Source organism: Microbulbifer okhotskensis (assembly GCF_023895975.1).
Taxonomy (GTDB): domain Bacteria; phylum Pseudomonadota; class Gammaproteobacteria; order Pseudomonadales; family Cellvibrionaceae; genus Microbulbifer; species Microbulbifer okhotskensis.
This window is the reverse complement of sequence record NZ_JALBWM010000048.1, coordinates 1-23,082: the sequence shown is the minus strand read 5'-3', so window position 1 is coordinate 23,082 and position 23,082 is coordinate 1. Positions and strand designations below refer to the sequence as shown.

The 23,082-nt window shown below is 48.6% G+C and carries 20 protein-coding genes and 1 pseudogene; 13 read left to right on the top strand and 8 right to left on the bottom strand.

Going from position 1 to position 23,082, the window contains the following annotated elements; all coding sequences use genetic code 11:
• Window positions 1–53: 53 nt before the first annotated feature.
• Window positions 54–596, bottom strand: a complete 543-nt coding sequence (locus MO867_RS12110) for a MarR family winged helix-turn-helix transcriptional regulator (RefSeq protein WP_252467513.1) — start codon at window positions 594–596, stop codon at window positions 54–56.
• Window positions 597–1,001: 405 nt separating this feature from the next.
• Between MO867_RS12110 and ectA the strand changes: the two are divergent.
• The 11 genes and pseudogenes from ectA to MO867_RS12055 form a co-directional block, all read left to right on the top strand.
• Window positions 1,002–1,526, top strand: a pseudogene (gene ectA / locus MO867_RS12105) (diaminobutyrate acetyltransferase); the annotation flags it as partial.
• 42 nt (window positions 1,527–1,568) lie between these two features.
• Window positions 1,569–2,864 carry a diaminobutyrate--2-oxoglutarate transaminase gene (gene ectB / locus MO867_RS12100; RefSeq protein ID WP_252467568.1) on the top strand — a complete coding sequence of 432 codons (1,296 nt, stop codon included), beginning with the start codon at window positions 1,569–1,571 and terminating at the stop codon, window positions 2,862–2,864.
• 96 nt (window positions 2,865–2,960) lie between these two features.
• Entirely contained in the window at window positions 2,961–3,365 is a 405-nt protein-coding gene (locus MO867_RS12095) for an ectoine synthase (RefSeq protein ID WP_252467501.1), read from the top strand.
• A gap of 27 nt (window positions 3,366–3,392) precedes the next feature.
• Complete coding sequence (thpD, locus tag MO867_RS12090) at window positions 3,393–4,310, top strand: ectoine hydroxylase (RefSeq protein WP_252467499.1); 918 nt, start codon at window positions 3,393–3,395, stop codon at window positions 4,308–4,310.
• 88 nt (window positions 4,311–4,398) lie between these two features.
• Window positions 4,399–5,829: an aspartate kinase gene (locus tag MO867_RS12085; protein WP_252467466.1), complete on the top strand. Its 1,431-nt coding sequence runs from the start codon at window positions 4,399–4,401 to the stop codon at window positions 5,827–5,829.
• Window positions 5,814–6,728, top strand: coding sequence for a tetratricopeptide repeat protein (locus MO867_RS12080; protein WP_252467455.1), 915 nt, complete (start codon window positions 5,814–5,816; stop codon window positions 6,726–6,728). Before MO867_RS12085 ends, MO867_RS12080 begins: the two co-directional genes overlap by 16 nt.
• Before the next feature lie 123 nt (window positions 6,729–6,851).
• Window positions 6,852–8,270, top strand: a complete 1,419-nt coding sequence (locus MO867_RS12075) for a sodium/proline symporter (protein WP_252467453.1) — start codon at window positions 6,852–6,854, stop codon at window positions 8,268–8,270.
• A 510-nt stretch (window positions 8,271–8,780) separates the two neighbouring features.
• Window positions 8,781–10,244 carry a betaine-aldehyde dehydrogenase gene (gene betB, locus MO867_RS12070; RefSeq protein WP_252467451.1) on the top strand — a complete coding sequence of 488 codons (1,464 nt, stop codon included), beginning with the start codon at window positions 8,781–8,783 and terminating at the stop codon, window positions 10,242–10,244.
• Between the two features lie 12 nt (window positions 10,245–10,256).
• Window positions 10,257–11,930 carry a choline dehydrogenase gene (gene betA, locus MO867_RS12065; RefSeq protein WP_252467438.1) on the top strand — a complete coding sequence of 558 codons (1,674 nt, stop codon included), beginning with the start codon at window positions 10,257–10,259 and terminating at the stop codon, window positions 11,928–11,930.
• Between the two features lie 123 nt (window positions 11,931–12,053).
• Window positions 12,054–13,271: a BCCT family transporter gene (locus MO867_RS12060; protein WP_252467427.1), complete on the top strand. Its 1,218-nt coding sequence runs from the start codon at window positions 12,054–12,056 to the stop codon at window positions 13,269–13,271.
• A 66-nt stretch (window positions 13,272–13,337) separates the two neighbouring features.
• Window positions 13,338–14,051 carry a TorF family putative porin gene (locus MO867_RS12055; protein ID WP_252467414.1) on the top strand — a complete coding sequence of 238 codons (714 nt, stop codon included), beginning with the start codon at window positions 13,338–13,340 and terminating at the stop codon, window positions 14,049–14,051.
• A 349-nt stretch (window positions 14,052–14,400) separates the two neighbouring features.
• Here MO867_RS12055 and MO867_RS12050 read toward each other — a convergent pair whose 3' ends face one another.
• Both MO867_RS12050 and MO867_RS12045 read right to left on the bottom strand, forming a co-directional pair.
• Window positions 14,401–15,660, bottom strand: a complete 1,260-nt coding sequence (locus MO867_RS12050; protein WP_252467412.1) for a BCCT family transporter — start codon at window positions 15,658–15,660, stop codon at window positions 14,401–14,403.
• A gap of 46 nt (window positions 15,661–15,706) precedes the next feature.
• Entirely contained in the window at window positions 15,707–16,099 is a 393-nt protein-coding gene (locus tag MO867_RS12045; protein ID WP_252467410.1) for a BCCT family transporter, read from the bottom strand.
• A 513-nt stretch (window positions 16,100–16,612) separates the two neighbouring features.
• Here MO867_RS12045 and MO867_RS23985 point away from each other — a divergent pair.
• On the top strand, window positions 16,613–17,059 hold the full coding sequence (locus MO867_RS23985; RefSeq protein ID WP_373565886.1) for an Imm26 family immunity protein: 447 nt from the start codon (window positions 16,613–16,615) through the stop codon (window positions 17,057–17,059).
• A gap of 68 nt (window positions 17,060–17,127) precedes the next feature.
• On the opposite strand, the gene MO867_RS12040 is transcribed toward MO867_RS23985, so the two are convergent.
• Window positions 17,128–17,649, bottom strand: coding sequence for a hypothetical protein (locus MO867_RS12040; RefSeq protein WP_252467408.1), 522 nt, complete (start codon window positions 17,647–17,649; stop codon window positions 17,128–17,130).
• A gap of 254 nt (window positions 17,650–17,903) precedes the next feature.
• The gene (locus MO867_RS12035) at window positions 17,904–18,971 is read right to left on the bottom strand and encodes a DNA-binding protein (RefSeq protein WP_252467406.1); all 1,068 of its coding nucleotides are present in this window, start codon (window positions 18,969–18,971) and stop codon (window positions 17,904–17,906) included.
• Window positions 18,972–19,164: 193 nt separating this feature from the next.
• Here MO867_RS12035 and MO867_RS12030 point away from each other — a divergent pair, with 193 nt between their 5' ends.
• On the top strand, window positions 19,165–20,169 hold the full coding sequence (locus tag MO867_RS12030) for a site-specific integrase (RefSeq protein ID WP_252467394.1): 1,005 nt from the start codon (window positions 19,165–19,167) through the stop codon (window positions 20,167–20,169).
• Window positions 20,170–20,284: 115 nt separating this feature from the next.
• Here the strand turns inward: MO867_RS12030 and MO867_RS12025 are convergent, their stop codons facing one another.
• The 3 genes from MO867_RS12025 to MO867_RS12015 form a co-directional block, all read right to left on the bottom strand.
• Window positions 20,285–20,875 (bottom strand): hypothetical protein, encoded by a 591-nt coding sequence (locus MO867_RS12025; RefSeq protein ID WP_252467391.1) that lies wholly within the window; start codon window positions 20,873–20,875, stop codon window positions 20,285–20,287.
• Between the two features lie 156 nt (window positions 20,876–21,031).
• A complete protein-coding gene (locus MO867_RS12020; protein WP_252467380.1) occupies window positions 21,032–21,847 on the bottom strand; it encodes a right-handed parallel beta-helix repeat-containing protein in 816 nt (271 codons plus the stop codon).
• Window positions 21,848–21,886: 39 nt separating this feature from the next.
• Window positions 21,887–22,672, bottom strand: a complete 786-nt coding sequence (locus tag MO867_RS12015) for a NosD domain-containing protein (protein ID WP_252467378.1) — start codon at window positions 22,670–22,672, stop codon at window positions 21,887–21,889.
• Window positions 22,673–23,082 lie beyond the last annotated feature (410 nt).

Sequence of the window (23,082 nt, the reverse complement as noted above, 5' to 3'; positions counted from 1 at the left end):
TAAGCCGGCAACAAAGGTTGGCTGCTGCAAGCATAGCCAACCTTCATCAATCTCTATTTTTTATCTGCTGAATCGGAACCCTCACCATAATCTAAAGCGGCATTGGGCTTGTCCATGGAGGCCCCCTGCCTATCCAGCACCCCAATATCCAGAACCGGGGAAGCGTCAATGTGCTGGGCGTCCATCATTTGAGCTACACGCTGCAGGGAGGCTATGATCATGCTCTGCTCCCATTCTTTCAGGTCGCCAAACTGGCGGGTAAACTGGTCTTGCAGGGGGATCGGGGCATCTCTTAATGTCTCAACCGCCTCTTCAGTGAGGTAGGCGTGCACCTTACGTTTGTCAGCTTGCGAGCGCTGGCGATAGACAAAGCCTCTCTTTTCCAGTCGGTCCAGTATGTTGGTCACTGTTGCCTGGCTCAGGCTGACTTCGTTGGCCAGCTCTCCGATAGTCACCTCCCCCTTATTTCGAATCGCCTGCAGCAATAAAACCTGTGGCGCAGTCAGTCCGGTCGTTTTAGCCAGATGCTTGGAGTGCAAGTCTGTCGCTCTTATCACGCGCCGCAAGGCGACCAAAACTTGTTCGATGCTATTCAAAGCTACCTCTCAATCTCGGAATTAGGAGTGAAATATGTGGATTATATAGGTGCGCATCCTAATCACTAATAGCTTCTGAGTCAGTAGCCGTGAAACAAGTAAGGCCATCGCCATGGGCACTCAAGGGCGCTTAATTTTAACCGGTGAGCCCCCCCCGGTCAGTCGGGCACCTTCCCTTCGCTTTCCGCAATAGCTGCCAGGATTTTTGGGTCGACTTGGGGTGATCATCCCAAGCAGCTGGTCTTTTTTAGGCCAAATGTTGTGATCAATTTAACGGTGCGCCGCTGGACATTAAATTTAATTTGTGTACGATATTTAGCGTTCAAAACAATTTTATAGGAATTTCGACGTAATAACCCCTGAATTGAACGTTAAAGGCGCCATTTGTGCGTTATTTGATCGGAGATGTATTTAGAGGTGAAATTATATTGCGTTGATCGGGATGGTTTTTTGTCTAGTTCAGAAAATATTTTGCTAAGGTCTCCTTCCCTTGAGGATGGTATGGCCGTATATCGATTAATTGAGAGTTGTCCGCCACTAGATACCAACTCCAGCTATTGCAATCTTCTTCAATGCGGCCACTTTTCCAGCACATCCGTAATTGCAGAGGCCGAAGGTAAGGTCGTCGGCTTTATCTCTGGGTACTTAGTCCCCGACCGTGCAGGCACCCTTTTTATTTGGCAGGTTGCGGTAGCTGAACAAGCTCGGGGGGTGGGGCTTGCCTCACGGATGCTCACTCACATCTTTGGCCGCCCGCACTGCAAGTCGGTTAGATTCCTAGAAACAACGATAACTGAAGACAACCACGCTTCCTGGGCGCTGTTCAAAAGGGCTGCACAAAAGCTCTCCACCAAGTTGGAGCACTCCCTTTGGATGGATAGCCAGACCCACTTTGATGGGCAGCACGATTCCGAGACCCTCGTCCGCATCGGACCTATTACTCAAATAACTAAACTTCATAAAGAGAAGACAATGAAAATCTTTGATGAGATTGAATCCGAAGTGCAAAGCTATGCTCGCTCTTTCCCGCGGGTATTTAATCGCGCAAAAGGCGAGCTGATGTGGGACGAAGAGGGCAATCAGTATTTGGACTTCCTGGCCGGTGCCGGCACCCTGAATTACGGGCACAACAACCCGCTTTTTAAACAGGTTCTGCAAGACTACATTCAAGCGGACGGCATCACCCACGGCCTGGATATGCACACCCGAGCCAAGGGCGAATTCCTTCAGGCATTGAACGAGAAAATTCTCAAGCCTCGAAATATGGAGTACGTCGTACAGTTTACCGGGCCGACAGGAACAAATGCAGTGGAAGCGGCAATGAAGATTGCCCGCAATGTTACCGGCCAGCAAAATATTGTTACCTTTACCAATGGCTTCCACGGTGTAAGCCTCGGCTCCTTGGCCGCCACTGGTAATTCTCATCACCGGGATGCCGCAGGGGTCAGCCTGAACGGCACTCATCGTATGCCCTATGACAATTATTTGGGCAAAAATATTGATACCACAGAATACCTGGATAAAGTGCTATCTGATTCCAGCAGTGGGATTAATTCCCCAGCCGCTGTTATTGCCGAAACGGTTCAAGGTGAAGGGGGTATCAACGCCGCCAGTATCGAGTGGCTGAGAAATCTTCAAGCCGTATGCAAAAAGCATGGGTTACTTTTTATTGTTGATGATATCCAGGCTGGCTGTGGCCGTACGGGGGATTTTTTCAGCTTTGAAGAAGCTGGTATTGAGCCCGATATTATCACCCTCTCCAAATCCCTCAGTGGATATGGATTGCCATTTGCTCTTGTACTGATGAAGCCCGAGCTGGACCAATGGAAGCCCGGCGAGCACAACGGCACCTTCCGCGGTAACAACCTGGCTTTTGTCACTGCGAAAGCCGCAATTGATCACTACTGGTCTGACAACAATTTCTCGCGGGAAATCAAGCGTAAAGGAAAATACATTTCTGAGCGACTGGATAGTATCGTCAGCAAATTTGGTGAGGGCAACTTCACTAAAAAGGGCCGAGGTATGTTCCAGGGTATTGATTGTGTGAGTGGTGAACTCGCTGGAAAGATAACAAAACTTGCTTTCAAGCAAGGTTTAATCATTGAGACCAGTGGTGCCGATGATCAAATTGTTAAGTTACTTTGCCCATTAGTTATCACTGACCAGAATCTGAAGAAAGGCATTGATATTATTGAGTCAGCTATTCAGGAAGTCTGTGCTGGCGAGAGAGATATGCCGGAAGAGCGAGTTTATTTCGAAGCCTGCTAGACTTAATTTCACCAGAAAAACAATTGCGTAACTCCCGAGCCAAGTACCTTTATGACCCACTTGGAGTGAATGCGCACTCGATATAGCGAAATAGCAATGATTGTTAGAAATTTACAAGAAGCCAATACCTCTGGAAGACGGATTGTTTCACCCGATGGCAATTGGGAGAGCACCCGCCTACTGTTAAAAGATGACAATATGGGCTTCTCTTTTCATATTACCACCATATATACCGGTGCTGATTTTGAGATGCACTACCAAAACCATCTGGAAGCGGTCCATTGTATCTCCGGCAGAGGAGAGGTTGAGACCTTTGACGATGGCAAGAAATACTCTATTGAACCTGGGACGATTTATATCCTCGACAAGCATGATCGACATACCTTGAGAGCCTTCGAGGAAATGACTATGGCTTGCGTCTTCAACCCTCCATTGAATGGCAAGGAGGTTCACAATGCTGAAGGTGGTTTCGAACTTGAAGCCGGCAACATTGATGAATAGTTAGTCACCAGCGAGAGCGGCCCTGAAATGAAGCCCCTGCCAAAAAGTCAGCATCCGGCCAGGAATGACCTGTACCCCTCTCGAAAATGGGGTGTTGCCGGTCAGGTAAGGCTTCGTAAAGATCCGGTGATTTACGAGGGGTCAAACGCTCCTCCTTCACTGGAACTCACACAGATGGATACCTACAAAAAGCAGGGCTTTATTGTCCTTGACGATTTGTTCTCCGAGCAGGAGGTTCATCTGTTCAAAAGCGAGCTGGATGCCCTCAAGCAAAGCAAGAGTATCTGCAAGTCGGGTGAAGTGATCACTGAGCCGGATAGTAATGAGGTGCGCTCGGTATTTCGTATCCATGAGAACAGCCGCCTATTTAGCAAGCTATCTAGGGACAAGCGGTTGTCGAGCATAGCGAGATACATTCTCGGCGATAAAGTTTATATCCATCAGTCTCGCGCGAATTACAAGCCCGGTTTTCGCGGCAAGGATTTTTACTGGCACTCTGATTTTGAAACCTGGCATGTCGAAGATGGTATGCCGCGCATGCGCGCACTCAGCGTGTCCATCACCCTGACAGAGAACCATCATTACAACGGACCATTAATGCTGATCCCCAAGTCTCACCACCATTTTATTGCTTGCGATGGGGAAACGCCTAAGGGCCATTACCTTCGCTCCCTCAAAAAGCAAGAGCTGGGTGTTCCTTCAGACAATCACCTGCGCGCATTGGTATCGCGGGGCGGAATCAGCGCAATCACCAGTAAGCCTGGCAGTATTGTGATGTTTGATTGCAACGTGATGCATGGTTCTAGTAGCAATATCAGTCCCTATCCGCGATCCAATCTATTTTTCGTTTTCAATGCACTCAGTAACAAAGTAGAGGACCCATTTTGTAACCTCCCTCCTCGCCCCGAATATATCTGCACAAGGAGAGCAATTTCTGGTATCTGAAATGAAACCCAATTCAGCTCCCTCAGCAGTGTGCTCCTCAACTGCATAATGTTGTTAGCAAGAGAAAGTAAAGGACCAGTAAGAGACGATGCATACGATAGAAAAGATTGGTGGCACCTCTATGACGGACTATGAATCAGTCCGGGACAATATTATCAAAGGGGACTCCAAAGGGCTCTACAATCGCGTTTTTGTAGTCTCAGCTTATGGCGGTATTACCGATCTGCTTCTGGAGCATAAAAAAAGTGGCCAGCCAGGTATATACGGTTTGTTCTCCAGCAGCATTGAAGATGACAGTTGGCTGGAGAGGTTTGATGGGCTTCGTACAAAACTGCGGCAGATCAATAATCGCTTGTTTGGTGAAAGTGATCTGGTTAAAGAGGCCAACCTCTTCCTGGATGAGCGTCTGGAAGGCGCCAAGAAGTGCCTGCGGGATCTGCAAAGCCTCTGCCAGCACGGCCACTTTTGCCTGGATGCTCACCTTGGCACAGTGAGGGAAATGCTTGCCAGCATCGGGGAGGCCCACAGTGCCTGGAATACCTCAAAGCTATTGCAGAGGGACGGCGTCAATGCCTGCTTTGTCGACCTGACTGGTTGGCGCACCAGCAAACATATACCTCTGGATGAACGCATTCGGGATGCATTCGCCAATATTGATTTAAGCCGGCAACTACCAATTGTTACCGGCTACGCTCATAGTGATAAGGGCCTGCTTATTTCCTTTGATAGGGGCTATAGCGAAATGACTTTTAGCCGCCTAGCAGTTCTTACCGGCGCTAAGGAAGCGGTCATTCACAAGGAATTCCACCTGAGTAGTGCGGATCCTCGCCTGGTCGGAGCAGATAATGCTGTGCCTATCGGGCGCACAAATTACGATGTTGCCGATCAGCTGGCCAACCTGGGTATGGAGGCGATCCACCCCAAGGCCGCGAAAGGGCTGCGTCAAATGAATATCCCTTTGAGGGTAAAAAACACTTTTGAGCCCGAACATGCCGGCACGTTAATTACTGGCGATTATATTAGTGATTCCCCTTGTGTGGAGATTATTGCTGGCTGCAAAGGGGTTTACGCCCTGGAACTGTTCGATCAGGATATGGCTGGCAGCATCCACGATTATGACCGCGAGGTGTTGTCGGTCATTAAAAGGTTCAAGGCACATATTATCTCCAAAGATACCAACGCCAATACCCTGACCCACTTTTTGTCTACCAATCTGAAGACCATTAAGCGTATTCAGGCCTCAATAGAGAAGTGCTTCCCAGAAGCGGAGCTGAATCAGAGAAAAGTGGCCATAGTCTCTGCCATAGGAAGCGATATGCAGATACCCGGTGTACTTGCCAAGGCGGTTCAATCAATATCCAACAATGACATCCGTGTGCTCGCAATGCATCAATCAATGCGACATGTCGATATGCAATTTGTGGTCAACGAACCAGACTATGACGCCGCGGTTAGAACCCTGCATGAAGCGCTGGTTGAGATCCATGATCACGGAACAGCGATATGTCTCGCATCTTGAGAGCTTTTATTTTGGCATTTTCATTGGTGCCAGCAACCTCCGTCTCTCAAGAGACGGAGGTGCAGAGAGGCAGCGTGCAAAAGGAGGTAGATACTTTACAAAAGCCAATGTACACCCCTTTTGTAGAACGATATATGCTGGATGAAATTAAACAGCTGCGTATCGATCAGGCCAATGCCAAGCAAGAGCTTATCCAGCAAATTGTGGACCGTGAGCACAATTCGGTTGATCGGGCGGTTGCCTACGCAACCGATACCGTAACCTATTTCTTCTACTTGATTGCCGCTGCCACTTCCATCTTGGTTTTAGTGGGCTGGCGATCCTTTCAGGATATCAAGGAGCGAGTACACTCCCTGGCTGATGAAGAGATTTCAAAGCTGGTTCATGAGTATGAAAAACGCCTGGAGACTATAGAGAAACAACTTCAGCAGAAGACTCTGCATATTGAGGAAAACCGGGAGGAAATTGAGCTAACCCAAGAGGTTCAATCACTCTGGTTGCGCGCTCAGCAGGAATCATCGGTGGCTAATAAAATTGCAATCTACGATGAGATTCTGCGTCTCCGCCAAGAAGATGTCGAGGCTCTGACCTATAAGGCGGATGCCGTACTGGAATTAAATGAACCCCAGTGGGCGGTCAATCTTTGCCACCAGGCACTGGGGATAGATCCTGAAAACAGCCAAGCCTTTTACCAGCTGGCTTGTGCCCATACTGCAATTGGACAATTCGACGAGGCGCTACGCTATCTGGCCGAAGCTATCAAAAGGCGAGAAAGCTATCGCGACGAGATACTCGGTGACAGTGCGCTACAGCCATTGGCGGAGAGTGAAGTATTTAAAGATCTCGACACCGTCATTGCTCAAACGCCCGTACCTCAGGGGCGTGAAAAAGGCAATTAACAAGCACTTAATTGGTGATTTTCAAGCGGGGTCACGCTAAAAGTGTGAGTCTATTCGGCATATATACGCTGAAAAGTAGCACTTCGAAAGTAACAATAATGTTTAATAAAATAAGGTGTGCAGGTGATTTATTCATTTATGGGGTTCTTGCTTCTATTCACACTGGTTGGTGTTTCCTCAGCATTGTTCAGTCGCGGAACCAAGGCTGATTATTACCTTGCCAGTAGAGGAACCCCCCCTTGGTTGGTCGGTTTGTCTGCGGTGGCAACCAACAATAGCGGCTATATGTTTATCGGTGTTATCGGTTACACCTACATGACCGGGCTGGCCTCTATCTGGTTGATGGTCGGATGGATTGCCGGTGACTTTATCGCTTCACTCTACGTACATAAAAGGATGCGGCGTGCGACCAGCGCGAGTGGCGAGGTCAGTTATGCCGGCGTACTCAGCAATTGGTATGGGCAAAAGCATTCGGTCTTGCAACGACTTATTGGCATCATCTCTTTGCTGTTTTTACTCACCTACGCATCTGCGCAGCTGGTTGCAGGAAGTAAAGCGTTACATGTCCTGCTAGATTGGCCGCTGTGGTCCGGGGCTGTGGTTGGGGCACTTCTGGTCTGCCTCTATTGCTTGACCGGTGGAATTCGCGCGTCTATCTGGACAGACGCGGCACAGTCAATTGTCATGATTGGCGCTATGGGTACCTTGCTGGCCGTTGCCCTTACCCATCTTGGGGGAGTATCCAGTGCAATAGAACAGATGCAGGCAATCGAAGGGTTTACAGGCTGGTTTCCCCGGGAATTGGTTTTTCCCGGCTGGGGAGGTGTTGCACTCTTCGTGGGTAGTTGGTTTTTTGCCGGGCTCTCTGTCATTGGCCAGCCCCACGTTATGGTCCGCTTTATGACTCTGGATGATTCCAGCAAAATGCACCATGCAAGAGCCTGGTACTACCTGTGGTTTATCCTTTTCTATGCCATGGCTACCGGCGTCGGCTTGCTGTCCAGAGTCTTTATTGTAGATATTGGCAGTTTTGATGCGGAACTTGCACTCCCTACCATGGCGATGGAATTGTTACCCCCCCTTCTTGTGGGCTTGATTTTAGCGGGTATTTTTGCCGCAACTATGTCCACGGCCGACTCTCTACTGCTCAATTGCTCCGCAGCCATTACCCACGACATTCTTCCCCGTAATATTGAGAAGACCTGGCTGTTAAAGCTGGTTACTGTGGCTATCACGGGAGGGGCGCTATTGCTGTCACTGGCCAATAGTCAAAGTGTATTTAGTCTGGTGCTTTTTGCCTGGTCTGGCCTCGCCAGTGCATTTGGCCCCCTATTGTTAGTGCTGTGCTTTGGAGGGAGGCCCTCCCAGGCTACCTGTATTACAGCCGTAGTTGCTGGCTTTGCGATGGCTATAGCTTGGCGTTTGCTGGAGCTTCACAGCATGATCTACGAAGGCCTGCCCGGCATAACCGCCGGATTGCTCGTATTTTACCTGGCTAATTTAGTCCGTCGCCCCATGGCATTACGTGAAATAAATACCTGAGGCTATATTCAGGATCTCCTAAGTATCTCCCCGGGGAGGCCCGACTCCCCTTCATGAGCGCAAATTTCATTTGGATTCCCCGAAAGCGGTTCACGCTTGAGCCTCATTCTGAGGCTCTCCAGTCACCCGGAAGATCAAAATTCATACAGCGCTTTTGATAGAGTTCAAACAAGATTTTTAGCCTAATCCAGATCCGTTTTTAACCTTTAATTTACGTATTCACACGCTATTCAAGGAAAAACAAATCTCCCCCTAATCTGCCAGTTTTGTTGCATTGAGTGCTAACAATTAGAGTTCAAACTAAAAATATGTTACATTTTGTGTCATATCGCCCGATATTTGACTGTCGGGCCCGGGCTGAAATCTGGCGATCGTGACTAAAACTTTACGCCAGACCAGCCCCTTTTTTTGCGATGACCAAAGGTTCACAGGGCTGCTGATTCCGGTTGCCCCTGCCACATCGCCGATAGATAACCGACTGCCCTCTGTTAAAGCAGTATGGAGAGACAGATGTCACTGGAAAAACAACGGAATTTTGTGGATGGCCACTATCTGGCCAACGAGAGCGGCGAGTGCTTCGATGTTGTTAACCCCGCTACCAATGAAGTCAGCTATCAAGTAGAGGTTGCCGATAACAAGGTGCTTTCCGAGACCATTGAGAGCGCCAAGCGCGGTTTCGCACAGTGGTCTGCCATGGCGCCCATCGAGCGCAGCCGTATCCTGTTGAAAGCGGTAGCACTGCTGCGTGAACGCAACGACGAGCTGGCCGCGATTGAAGTGGCCGACACTGGCAAGCCCTGGCAGGAAGCGAGTGTTGTCGACGTAGTGACTGGTGCCGACTCCATTGAGTTTTTCGCGGGTTTAGCGTCGGGCATCGAGGGTAATCAGCAGCAGGTCGGTGAAGATTTCTACTACACCCGCCGCGAGCCCTTGGGCATTTGCGCTGGCATCGGCGCCTGGAACTACCCGCTGCAGATCGCCTGTTGGAAAGCTGCCCCGGCTCTGGCCTGCGGCAACGCCATGATCTTCAAGCCTTCAGAGGAAACTCCAAAGGGAGCCTTGAAGCTGGCTGAAATCTTTATCGAAGCGGGTATGCCCCCCGGCGTTTTCAACGTCATCCAGGGCGATGGTGCCGTTGGCGCCTGGCTGACTAATCACCCAGATATCGCCAAGGTTTCTTTTACCGGCGAAGTAGGCACCGGCAAGAAGGTGATGGCGGCGGCAGCCTCCAGCCTGAAGGAAGTCACTATGGAACTGGGTGGCAAATCACCACTGGTTATCTTTGATGATGCCGACCTGGAGCAGGCTGTTTCTGCCGCGATGCTGGGTAACTTCTACACTCAGGGCGAAATCTGCACCAACGGCACTCGGGTGTTCGTCCATCGCAGTATCCACGGCCAGTTTCTCGAACGCTTAAAAGAGCGAACTGAACAGAACATCATTGTCGGTGATCCGATGAACCCCGACACCAACTTTGGCGCACTAATTTCTGCCAAACACCAACAATTGGTGATGGACTACATCAATAAAGGCAAAGAAGAAGGTGCGACCCTCCTCTGTGGCGGTCACCGCCTCTCTCCTGAAAATGCACCTAACGGCTACTTCGTTGCTCCAACGGTATTCACCGACTGCCACGACGACATGACTATCTGCCGCGAAGAGATCTTCGGCCCAGTCATGTCGGTTTTGGTGTTTGACGATGAAGATGAGGTAATTCGCCGCGCGAATGACACCCGTTTAGGCCTCGCTGCTGGTGTATTTACCCGCGATATTACCCGTGCCCACCGGGTGATCCACCAGATGCAAGCAGGTATTTGCTGGATTAACGCCTATGGCGCTTCCCCAGCGGAAATGCCGGTGGGCGGATACAAGTTATCCGGAGTTGGACGCGAAAATGGACTTGCGACCCTGAACCACTACACCCAGCTCAAAGCGGTGTATGTGGGCCTGGCTCCACTGGAAAGTCCATTTTAAGCGGTACCCTGCATGAGTGAGTTTGATTACATTATTGTTGGCGCCGGCTCTGCCGGCTGCGTTCTGGCTAACCGACTGTCGGCCCAGGAAGATAAAACAGTCCTTCTGGTAGAAACGGGCGGTAGTGACCGCAGTATCTTTATCCAGATGCCGACCGCACTGTCCATTCCCATGAATACCAAGAAGTACGCCTGGCAGTTTATGACCGAGGCTGAGCCGCATCTGGATAACCGCAGTATGCACTGTCCCCGAGGCAAGGTGCTTGGTGGCTCCTCCTCGATTAACGGCATGGTATATGTACGCGGGCACGCCAAAGACTTTAATGAATGGGCGCAACACGGTGCCGAAGGCTGGGATTACGCCCACTGCCTACCCTATTTCAAGCGCTCCGAGAGCTGGGCTTTTGGTGGCGATGACTACCGTGGTGGCGAAGGTCCGCTCGGGGTCAATAACGGCAACGAAATGGCAAACCCTCTGTACGGCGCTTTTATCGAGGCCGGCAAAGAAGCCGGTTACGATTACACCGCAGATTATAACGGCGAGCAGCAAGAGGGTTTCGGCCCGATGCATATGACGGTGAAAGATGGAAAGCGCTGGTCCACCGCCAACGCTTATCTTAAACCGGCAATGCAACGCCCCAACCTGACGGTATTGACCCACGCTACTGTACACCGGGTAATTCTTGAAGGTAAACGGGCTGTCGGGGTAAAGCTTGAACGCAAAGGCAAAGTCCATGAATTCAAGGTGCGCCAGGAAGTGATTCTCTGCGCAGGTCCCATCGGCTCCCCTCACCTGCTACAGCTTTCTGGTATCGGAGATCCTGAAACCCTGACAGAAGCCGGAATCAAACTTCAGCATGAACTTCCCGGTGTCGGTCAAAACCTGCAGGATCACCTGGAGTTTTATTTCCAGTTTCGCTGCAACCAGCCGATCTCCCTGAATGGCAAACTCGACCCCTGGAATAAATTCCTGATTGGCGCACGCTGGTTATTGAAGAAGGATGGCCTTGGAGCCACCAACCACTTTGAGTCCTGCGGCTTTATTCGCTCCAATGAAAGTGCCGAATGGCCGGACCTGCAGTATCACTTCCTACCGGCGGCGATGCGCTACGACGGCAAAGAGGCCTTTGATGGCCACGGCTTCCAGGTACATATCGGGCACAACAAGCCCAAAAGCCGCGGCAGGGTCAAGGTGGTTAGCAGTGATCCCAAGCAGCCGCCATCTATTCTCTTTAACTATTTACAAGAGAAAGAGGATGTCGAGGGCTTCCGCGCTTGTGTACGCCTGACTCGTGAAATTATCAACCAGCCCGCATTTGATGAGTACCGCGGTGATGAGATCCAGCCCGGCACCGACATCGAAACCGATGAACAGATAGATGCTTTCGTGCGCGAATCCGTCGAGAGCGCTTATCACCCGTCCTGCTCCTGCAAGATGGGTACTGATCCAATGGCAGTGGTAGACCCGGAAACCCGTGTACACGGCTTGCAAGGTTTGAGAGTTGTAGACTCCTCCATCTTCCCCACCATTCCCAACGGCAATCTGAATGCCCCCACTATTATGGTGGCGGAAAGAGCTGCCGACTTGATTTTAGGGCGCCCGGTATTGGCGCCCTCCGAGGCACCGGTGGCCAAAGTAGCACCCAGCACCCAGCGACCCGGCCGCCCTGTGCGGCCTGTTAGCTAACTAACACCGACGCTCTGTCAGAAATTTGACTGTCCCCTTCTCTGGTGACGGGGATAGTCAAATCTCGCGCAGCTATGCCTTTTGGGGGCGCCGGTATACCAATAACCAGCTGGAGACACAGCGATGACAGCTTGGCTTACTGCGGGATTGTTGTTTACTTTTACGGCAATAATTTTCGCACTGATTCGATGGGGAAATGTGAAGATGGTCGGGGTCACCCCGGTCAAAACCTTCACTTTCATAGCAATTTTATTTACTTCCGGTCTCGACGTCGGCCTGATCATGTTTCCTCTGACCGAGTTTGCCGGCTATGCAGATTTAGCCAAAAGCCCGGAATATGGATTTACCAACCCATTGGCCATTGAGTTTGGCTTTTGGGCTTTCCTGATCTGGGGCTTCTACTTCCTCACCTGCTTCTACTTTTGTGTTATCGAACCAAAAGTGAAGTTTTTTGAATTGCTCCCGGTAAAACTGATCAACAATATCGTGATTATCGGTACCTGTGCCTTTACCGCTTACTTGTTGCTCAGTAATTTGCCCTGGTACCTGCCGCAAATTGGCGACGGTGAAACCATTGTTGGCACTTTTTACGCGATCGTCTTTGTGGTGATTGCGGCAGCGGTTTACTCATCGACCAACCTGCGCTATGTGCGCTTCCTCAGCCTGGCAACTACCTGGCTGTTTATTGGCCTGATCGCCCTGATGTGGGTCGGTGCCTTTACCGGTGAGAACGGTAGTATTGGTGACTTTGCCGATACCTTCAGCCTGCTCGGCGGTTACTTCGGCAATATTCACCAGTTCGCACTGCCTTTGAACGACTATCACGAGTTCTACCTGTTCTGGTGGTTTGCCTGGAGCATCATGATTGGCCAGTTCACCTCCCGTTTTGTCGGCGGCCTGCGTACTTACCAAGTGCTGGCGGCGATGCTGGTGTTCCCATCCATCCCCATCGCACTCTGGTTTACCGTGCTCTACTACTACTCCAGCCAGGGCCTGGATGCCAGCGGATTCAATAACCTAGCCATGGTGATTGTGGGTATCACCTTCGTGATCAATTCTCTGGATTCACTGATCCGCCTCTATACCGACAATCTGGGTATGACGGTTGCACGCTTGGGTAAGTGGAAGTATTTCGTGCTTAACCTGATTGCGATGAGTTTACTCACCCTGCTATTCAAGCTGGACTTCCTGCAAATCCAGTGGATCGGCGCTCTGGTTATTGGCATTTTCTTCGGTTGCCTCGGCTACATCCTAGTGAAGCGTTACAAGGCGGTAGCGGCTATCAACTCCTCTCCCAAGGAAAACCAAATCGACTTCAGTAAGCTCGAACTGGCCAGCTAACAGTTGAAATGTCCCTATCCAAACTTGGGTAGGGACTAAAAAATATAAATAAGTGGTAATTTAACAATGAAATCAAAGCTAAAACTTTCAGCACTGACTTGTGTTTCTCTTTTGGTGCTCGCACAGCAATCCCAAGCTGAGCTGTCCTCTACTGTAAACCTGACGACTGACTACACCTTTAACGGTGTCAGCCAAACCCAGAATGATCCTGCTCTGCAAGCCAGCCTGGATTACGGCTTCGATAGTGGATGGTACATCGGCACCTGGGCTTCCAATGTGGATTTTGGTAAGGATGAAGACACCAACCTCGAGTTGGATTTCTACGGCGGTAAATTCTTAAAGCTCAATGAAAAAGTCAGCCTGGATCTTGGTGCTGCTTATTACACCTATCACGGCGATGAAGACTCCTCTGATGATTACGCTTACCCGGAAGCCTATGCCAAGCTGGGCTACAGCTCCAACTTGGGCGAATCAGAAGTTAACGGCTGGTACAGCTGGGACTATTTTGGTACTGGGGCTGGGCATTACATTATGATGCTGGCCCACACCTTCGAAGTCGCCGAAGGACACAACCTACGTCTGAGCGTTGATCGCTCCACTTCTACCAATGAAGACAAGTGGGGCTGGGAAAATGGTGATTCTTATAATCACTACCGTGTGGAATATATGACATCCTATAACGACTTCGATTTCAATGTTGCTGCTGAGAATACCAACCTCAATACAGATAACGCTGACGAACGTATCGTACTGTCTGTTGCCCGCAAATTCAGTTTCTAACTGAACAGTATTCCGGGGTCATTATATGGCCCCGGATCTTCCCTCTCTTTTACCTCTGCCTTGTCCGCTAGCCCCCCCAAAAAAAGCATCTTCAGATAATTTGCCCAGGCAGATTCCTTTCTCGTTTGGTATTGAGCGATCCTGAAAATCACGGCGCGCATGAAATGGCCACAAAAGGAAAGTGTCGCGATCAAAGAAGGAGCAATTACTAGGAGTAGCGCAGTGGCTTCAATACCGTACGGATAGCTGGGCGCAAAGACTCTTATTTAAAAAGTAGTTTGATGTACTAAGCAGCAGTGATGAGACTTATCGTCATATCACCGCCGCCAGCAATCGTTAATTCAGGCGTTTATAATCTAGAGGGATGACTGCCCTGATCGCCTTCAATATGAGGCTTGTCATCATGGGATACCCCGTGTTCGGATAGGTTGGAGACATCCCAGTCACCTTCCTTAGTCCAGGGGTCATCGTCCGGGAACTCCTCAATATAGATTTCTTTTTCTTCGTAAGTAGGCTGGTAGCGCAAGTCGTAATGTGCCGCTTTGACGATCGATATACAGAGTAATAAAGCAACCACCAGTAGCGGTACCCCCCCAATTACGCTAGCGGTTTGCAAGGTGTCCAGACCGCCGAGGAACATCAACGTTATCGGCATAACTGACAGTGCGAAGGCCCAAAACAGTCGATTCCAGCGCGCAGGTTCTTCATCCATCTCTTTCTGCACAACCGCAGCAAGAATATAAGAAATGGAGTCGAAAGTAGTTGCTGTAAAGATCAACGCGAGCACGGTATAAACCAAGATCACCAGTTTGCTGCCTGGCAGCGTTTTCAGTGTGGCAAAGATAGCGGCAGTCGGCCCCTGCTCATTTAGTACGTGCACTACATCCAGTTCACCGGAAAATTGCAGATAAACACCGTAGTTACCAAGAACCATAAAGAACAGAAAACACCCCAGAGTACCGAAGAAAATGGAGCCAACCACCATTGTCTTTATGGTTCTACCGCGGGATATTCGTGCGATAAACAACCCAACACTCGGGGCGAACACCAACCACCAGGCCCAATAAAAAATGGTCCAATCCTGCGGAAAATGGGTGTCAGGAAACTGTTCGAACTGGGAGAATGGTTCGGTCCATGCCGCCATATGAAAGATGTTATCCAATACACGCCCCAGAGCATCCAACCCTGTATTCAACATAAAAAGAGTGGGGCCCACAAGAAAAACAAACGTAAGAAGTGCGACTGACAACCACATATTGAGGTTAGAAAGTGCGCGGATACCTTTCTTTAACCCCACAAAGGCGCTGTAACCGAAAATCAATGTGCAAATCATCAACACAACCACCTGAGTACTCAGGCCGGTGGGTACGCCAATAAGTTCATGGGCGCCCTGGGTAATCAATGGGGCGGCAATACCCAAGGTAGTTGCCCCGCCGCCCAGCATGCCAAAAATAAACAGGACATCAATCAGTTTGCCAATTCCTCCCTGGGCCCTCTGCTCACCCAAAACCGGCATTAGGGCTTCGCTGATCTTCAAAACGCTGTGATTACGCACGTAATAGAAGTATGCAATGGGGAGGGCTGGAATCAGGTAAATAGACCACGCCAAAGGCCCCCAATGAAATATGCCATAGGCTACGGCCCAGCGAGCCGCCTCAGGGGTGCCCCCCCTCTACCTGGAAAGGCGGAGTCTGATAATAGTAGATCCACTCGATCATGGACCAATAGAGAATTGATGCTCCAATTCCCGCGCAAAACAGCATTGAAGCCCAGGATAGCGTAGAAAATTCCGGGTCTTCTTCAGGTGTACCCAGCTTGATTTGGCCGATATCACTAAACACGATATAGACCATAAACAGGATTGCCCCCACGCCAAGGGCCAAATAGAAAACGCCCAGCTTGTCAGTGACAAAGCTCTTGGCAATCAAAACCCAGGCCGCCCCCATCTCTGGAAACAGTACCAGGGGCACTGTCACTGCCAGAAGCAGCGCCAGCGAACCAAAAAAGGTGGGTTTATCAATAATATCTTTAAATTGGCTGGTTAACATATGCCTCCCAATTGCCTTATGAACCGCGGCAAGATAAAAGCAAGGGCGACTTTATATAAAGAACTGATTGATCTGCGGTATTACTGAGTAGAACTTATATAAGGAAAGGAGTCGGGAATAACAACTTCTAAATTTGCTTTTATTTGTCGCGTAATAATAGCAGCTTGCTATAACATTTCAATCGAGTTGTGGCCATGACCCGGTCTTTACTGTTTCTCACTTTACTACCATCGATACTTAGGGCGGGCCTGGCAGGGCAAGATTACTCCTCAACTCTTCATGATGAGTGCATTAGTCGTCAGCTTTCTAGCAGGGCGAGCCCCTAGGGCGCATATTGGTGGTGCCAGTGTGATATCACCCTTTCAGGCCAAATCGACGAAGAAGCTGAGGATTTTGACTTGCAGGCGTCGAGTCTATATAAATCCTTGCGTTTTAGATCGACAGACTGGTAACTGAGGGGGTGTATAAATGAGCAAACTAAATTTTTAGGGATGGAACAAAAAACCAAAAACTCTGCTGCGTTTTATAAAGGCGGGCGATATTTTTTGCTTTCAGCACACTGAGGCAACGTTTGTTTTTGGTAGAATTTCAGGTCGTAGCTCTATAGGGCATATTGTTGAAATATTTAACCTTGCTAAAGAGGAGCCCACTATCACAGAGCGCGAACTGAATATCGCAACCAGAGCCCTTGCGCCATTCATTATTGACAGCTACTCCCTGTTTGACAGGAAGACTGAGGGAGAATGGCGTATTATTGGCAGAATAAAGGGCTTTGAACCCCAAGACATAGATAATATATTTTTTGTTTATGGCGTTGAGGGGCTAAAAAGGAAAATTGACTTTAATGACAATGATATAGCAATTTCCGACGAAGAGGCGGAAGGGGTACCCCGTTACTCCCCCCGCGGCCATGAGCAGGTTATTAAAGCGTTAGCCGCTAATCTTTGGAGGGCTAACTGAGTAACCCAGGAGCGCCTGAAGAACAAGCATATTCAAGACCGCCCTTCTAATTTGGTTTGGCAGCCCCTCTATTCGCCTAGATTGTATTCTTTCTCGGCCGATTGCTCGGTAACTATTTGTTTTTTGAAAAAACCAAGCTTCGGCTCAAATTCGTATATGTTTCTTCCATTTTTTATCGTGTTAGCATCTAGCACCGTGATCTGATTAAGTGTTCGAAAGATAAATAGAGGAAGACACCTCCGGCTCAGCGGGTCATACCAACACATCCGATAAATATTTGTCCTGGTGAGACTATAGAAAAATACACCTTGGAAATGACAGTAATGTTCAAAGTAATTATGGTCAGCATCCTTTGCTTTGTTTAGTCCTAGAACTTGAAAAGTACTTATATCCACGCCTCTCAGATGGTTTTTACCCAAAGAGAAACTGTTGCCCGATGGCGAATAATAAATGCGAGTGTTCCACTTGTTGAAGTAATAATCGGTACTCTTTTGACGGTCTACTGCTTTACCTAAGGCCCCAGGACGCATCAGATAGATAAAAATAAATGCAATGATAGGTATCAACAGATAGGTCAGGTTAGCAATCATCAAAATGTCTCATTTTAAGCTCCCCCCTTAATGTGGATTAAATGATATACGGGTGGCCGAGCCAAAATTAATAACCTGCAAGTGTGACATAGATTTATGTCTTGTCATTAGGGGCTCGCCAATACTGCTCTGAACAAAGGGTTGGTTGAGAGCGGGGACCAGCCAAAATGTCAGTTACTGCATGATTTAAGTCCTTATTTGTGGGAAGGCTGCTTGGTGATTGCAATACTCATGCGTATGCTTGGCTCTCACCGTCATAGATCCTGCCTCCGTTTCAGCGAACTCTCCAACTGAGTAAACCGCCCCTGAAGCATGGCTTTTTCTTGTAGAGCCATCCGATTTTCGTCTGATAACCGCTCCGCCAGATCCTTCATGGTAACAAGCTCTGATTCCAATTTTTCCAGTGACAGCTGCTGGAGCTGGATCTCTCTCTCTTTTGCCGAGCTGTCGTTTTGGAGTTGAGCGAACTCACCCTGAAGCTGAGAAATTTCAGCAGATCTGGTCTGAGCCATTTCTACTTGCTTTTCGGTTTGCAGTTTTAAGTTGCTGGCTTCAGTGAGAGCAACACCGATCTGCTGTCGCAGATCTTGCTTTTCACGATTGAGTTCTGTGATGAGGGCTTGTCCCTGCTTATACAGCAAGTCCTGATCGCTTAATTTTCGCTCAGCCAGTCCCAACTGTTCCGACAGAGAGGTTACCTGCCCTTTCAACTGATCACTTGAGGATCGGTATTGATCCCGCTCATGTTGACGATCCGTAGCAGTTCGCTGCTGGAAGTGCTCAAAATGTTCGCGTATATCCCGATTTTCTTGCTTCATCTCTTCAATGGCTGTCTTCTGCTCCGAAACCCGGGCTGAAGAATCCTCAAGCTGGTATTTACATTTCTCCAAGACAGATCGACTTTCATCCAAAGCGACTTTGAGCCTGCGCTTTTCAGACTCAGCAGAGGATAGTTTTTGTTCCAGTTCACGGATTTGGGCAGCCTGCTTGACAGAGGTTTCCTGCGCTTCGGTCAAATTCTCACTAAGCTCGGCTTCCAGGGCCCCGAACTCCTGCTGCACTTGCTCAATCTGCTGATTTGCACCCTTTTGAATACGTTGATGCAGCCCCTTCAGCGCCTCCACCAAGTCTTTAGGTAGCCCACTGACATCCGTATTACTAGCAGTTTCACTCTTCCAGCGTTTCAGCAGTGGCGCGATAGTGCTTTTACTGCCCGTTCCCAGCAGGGTCCGTACCTTATCGACTGTGGGCTCCTCCCCGCGGGCCTTTATCGCCTTTGCTGCCTCAAAAACATCCAGATAAGTGACCCCTGTGCGCGCCATTAGCAGCTCCTCAGATTATTTCGTACCAAATAACGTAATACGTAATATCACATAATATATTAAAATATACAAATCCTTGAATTACCCAGACTAACCTTCGATAATGATTCTTATCGAAGGTTAGATAGATATGAAATCCCGCTTATAACGTACCTACAGTACAAGTGGCGCTTTCCACGGTGATTCAGAATTCATGAAAAAACAGCCCCCAAGCCACAGCCCTTTAAGCACGCCTTTACCCGATACACTGAGCGGAACCAGCTCGCTACTCACGGAACAAGACATCCAGAAGTATCTGCAAGCGGCGACGTCAGATAGCACCCGCAAGGCCTATAAATCCGCTGTCCGCCAGTTTGAGAAGTGGGGGGGGCGATTGCCTACCGATAGCCATTCATTGGTGAGCTATCTGTTAAGTCGGGCCGAACATCTGAATCCGCGCACTCTGGATCTACACCTCACCGCAATAGGCCAGTGGCACCAGTATCAAGGCATTCCTAACCCAGTTGGCGAGCCCCTGGTACAGAAAACCATGCGCGGTATTCGCCGCACTCACGGCAAACCCAAGCAAAAAGCCAAGGCATTGAGCCTTGAACACATAGCAGCCCTGACCCGACAGCTGCATTCACAACCGGAGTCAAAAAAGAAGGTCCGTGACCTGGCAATTATCCTGGCAGGCTTCTTTGGTGCCTTCCGTCGTAGTGAGCTGGTTGCTATCCAGGTCGAGGACCTGATTTGGGAAGAGGAAGGCCTGATTATCCGCTTGCCCAGATCCAAAACGGATCAAAGTGGCGAAGGATTGATACGCGCCCTCCCCTACGGCGCCCCTGAAATCTGCCCTGCGCGGACACTAAAAAACTGGCTGAAAGTGAGCGGCATTACCACCGGGCCCGTTTTTCGATCAGTTAATCGTTGGGACACGGTGCAGGCTCGGCAACTAAATTCGTCAGCAATCAACGACCTGCTTAAAAATTTGGGAAATGCCTGTGGCTTTGAATTTGTTGCAGAGCTGAGCAGTCATAGTTTTCGCCGTGGTCTATCGACGTCAGCGGCAAGAGAAAAGGTAGGTTTTGAGCTAATCAAGAAGCAAGGTGGCTGGAAAAGTGATGCCACTGTCTGGGAGTATATTGAAGAGGGGCAGCAGTTTACCGATAACGCCTCCGCCATATTGATGAAGAAGATGGCGGAACTGCTTTCTTAAGGGGCAAGGTGGTAGAGAGATACCTCGGCGGATTACCCAGATACCGCAAAGGCCAAGTGCTCGCCGTGAAACGTGCAAAATCTAGCAAAAGGACTCTCTACTGACAGCTACACCTCTACTGCCTGGTATGCGTCTTACCAAAGATTACTTCCCACTCATGATCGAAGGTTTCGGGTATAGTCTCGGAAGTCCTCCTAAAAAAAAGAACCCCAACATGGGCTTCATACCCTCTTTTGGCGGAATCGTTAGCGGTAACTTCCTCAATAAATCCCCGCATGGTGCCGCTGCCATCCAGCGTTAAGTTCGTAACACTTTCATCTGAGACATCCACCGCCACCAATTGAATCTTATTTCCACTCTTCATGTAGGCGAATATGCCAATGTCTTTGGCAAGAATTGCTCCGTTCGTCTTTTCTTCTACGGCGGTAAGTTGATGTTTAACATCGGGCTTCTTGGTCACCTCAAGATAGCGGCCGCCACCACCTACACCAGTCTGCTTGAGAATTTTAAAGGTCCGACAGATTTGCCCCTTCTCTAGGGTGAACGCATCTTTACGGTGCTCATAGAAAATAAATGACTCCCCTTCAACCGCACACCAGGTGCCCTCCAGGTTATCTTTTGTTTCCGTTTGAGCGCTGACGTGAACTGGAACAAAAATCAGAGAGCCCAAAAGGGGCATGGATAGCCAATTCCATTTTGAATTCATAGTGACTCCCAAGTTGGTTACCAGTCCACTATAGGTGCAGCTTGATGGATGTATACTCTAGCGCGCAATGAATCATGCCAAAACAACCGTTTAAGCTTAATCAATTGCGCTAACAACACATCGCTACAATAAGTGCAAATGACCGCCCTTGATCACTCAATCAATGCACACTGGGTCTGCAGTAGTAAATGCATTTCCAACCCAACTATTAGTCGAGGTGCAGGCATTAGCATTCTGATCCCAAAGATCAAGGTTACTACTCCCCGACACAACATTTCCACTTACCACATTGTTCATCTGCCCGGAGGCTGTCATAGAGATTCCGTCATCGGCATTCGTTATCTCATTTTGAATAATTCGACTTCCGTTTGTGGCATCAAGGGAGATGCCCATATCCCCGCCATTAATATCGATACTATTTCCGGAGATGAATGTGCCATCGCCATTCACATAGATACCTATTCCTCCAAAATTAAATAGTGCATTATCGATTATGGTGTTGTTATCACCCAATACATTGACTCCATTAAATAGAGAATTTTGCAATTCATTTAATCGAATTGAATTATAATCTGATACAATTTCAATGCTGGCATCTTGATTCACAAACGTAAAAACCTCCTGAACGGTATGAAACCCATTCCCCCCAACCGATACGCCAATGGTACACTGCCTTACCTCGCCACCACCGGATAAAAAACCAGCCATTCCATCCAAAAGTACTCCTACACCATCACCAAGGTCACATTGAATTATGTGTCCGTTCATAAATAAAAACCCAGTGGGACCCTGGACTGTAACGGCTGGATTGGATGAGCAGTCAATCAAGTCCTGATTCATCGTTTCAATGCCGGTTACAACATCACCGCATTGAACATCACCGAATATGAGTCCGGCCGCACTCACTGTATAGAATCCTAAAACAGTGGCTAAAACTAATTTACGTGTGGAATTTTCATTTCTCTTCATCATAGCTTCCCCTGCTTAAATATATACAATCACCCTGTATGATTACTCTATACAAGCATTATTAGCGGTATCGAATAAGTTGGCAACCCAAGTAGTACCGACACATGCTGGGTTGTTCCCGTCAAACAAATCCTCTCCATTTCCCATGGCTGTGTTTCCTGTCACTAAGTTACCTACTTGGCCATTACCTCCCATTAATAGCCCGAAATCTAAATTGCCATCCATAGTGTTTTGGATAAACGAACTATAATTTGCATTAAGAACATCGATGCCAACACCGGAATTGAAGCTCGCACTGCTTTGAGTTATTGAGGTGTAGTCACCGTCCACTAAAATTCCGGTTACATTATTTTCAGCAGCGACTAATAGTAGAGAGTTCCGTGCCCCTGAAATGGTGATACCGGTGTCACCATTATTTTCTGAGCTGGATAAACTTACCGAGTTCTGATCGCTAATAATCTCTATTCCTGTCAGTCCATTATTCATCAACACAACGCCTTGGATGCTGTGGAACCCTTTACCCTCGACTGAAATACCGGTTGCACAATTTCCAACTGTACCATTTTGACTCACCCCACCCTGAAGTGAGGCTGCTTGTCCATCTAGTAATATCCCCACATCCGTACCATTACAAGTAACTACATGATCATTTAGATCAAGTGAACCGGCGGGGCCAATTATTGTTACAGCGGGGCTAACATTACAGGATGCTATATCCTGATCCAGCACCTCTGGCGTAGTAACAATATCACCACAGCTGACTGCTGAAACGAATCCAGCCGAGAGCAGGCCAGCAACGCCTAAATTGGCCGTCAAAATTCTTTTCATCGTATAAACCTTCTTAGCGTTATCTTTACAAATACAGTAAGTTTCCTAATTCTCAGGGAAAATGGCATGGCATTTTCAGTCCAGGATTTCGCAGATGTCTTCTAATTCTCAATGAAAGATCAAATATCCCTCTTTGGACTTGCAGCCAATGGTAAATATCATTTCCACTAGACTACCAAACAAGGGAAGTTTGGCTTAAAACGTAAAAACAGCTATGAGAAATTTCTCCCAAAGCTATTCCTCAACAGATTGACAGATGATTTTACTAGGCGAGACTAAAAGCAGAAAAAAGAAATATATGAATAGAGGAAGTGTCCGTATTAATACTAAAATCAACAAAGCTGACACACAAAAAGAGGCTGTAATTTAAATTGTGTAACTGCTCATGCCCCCATACTCTATACCGGAGC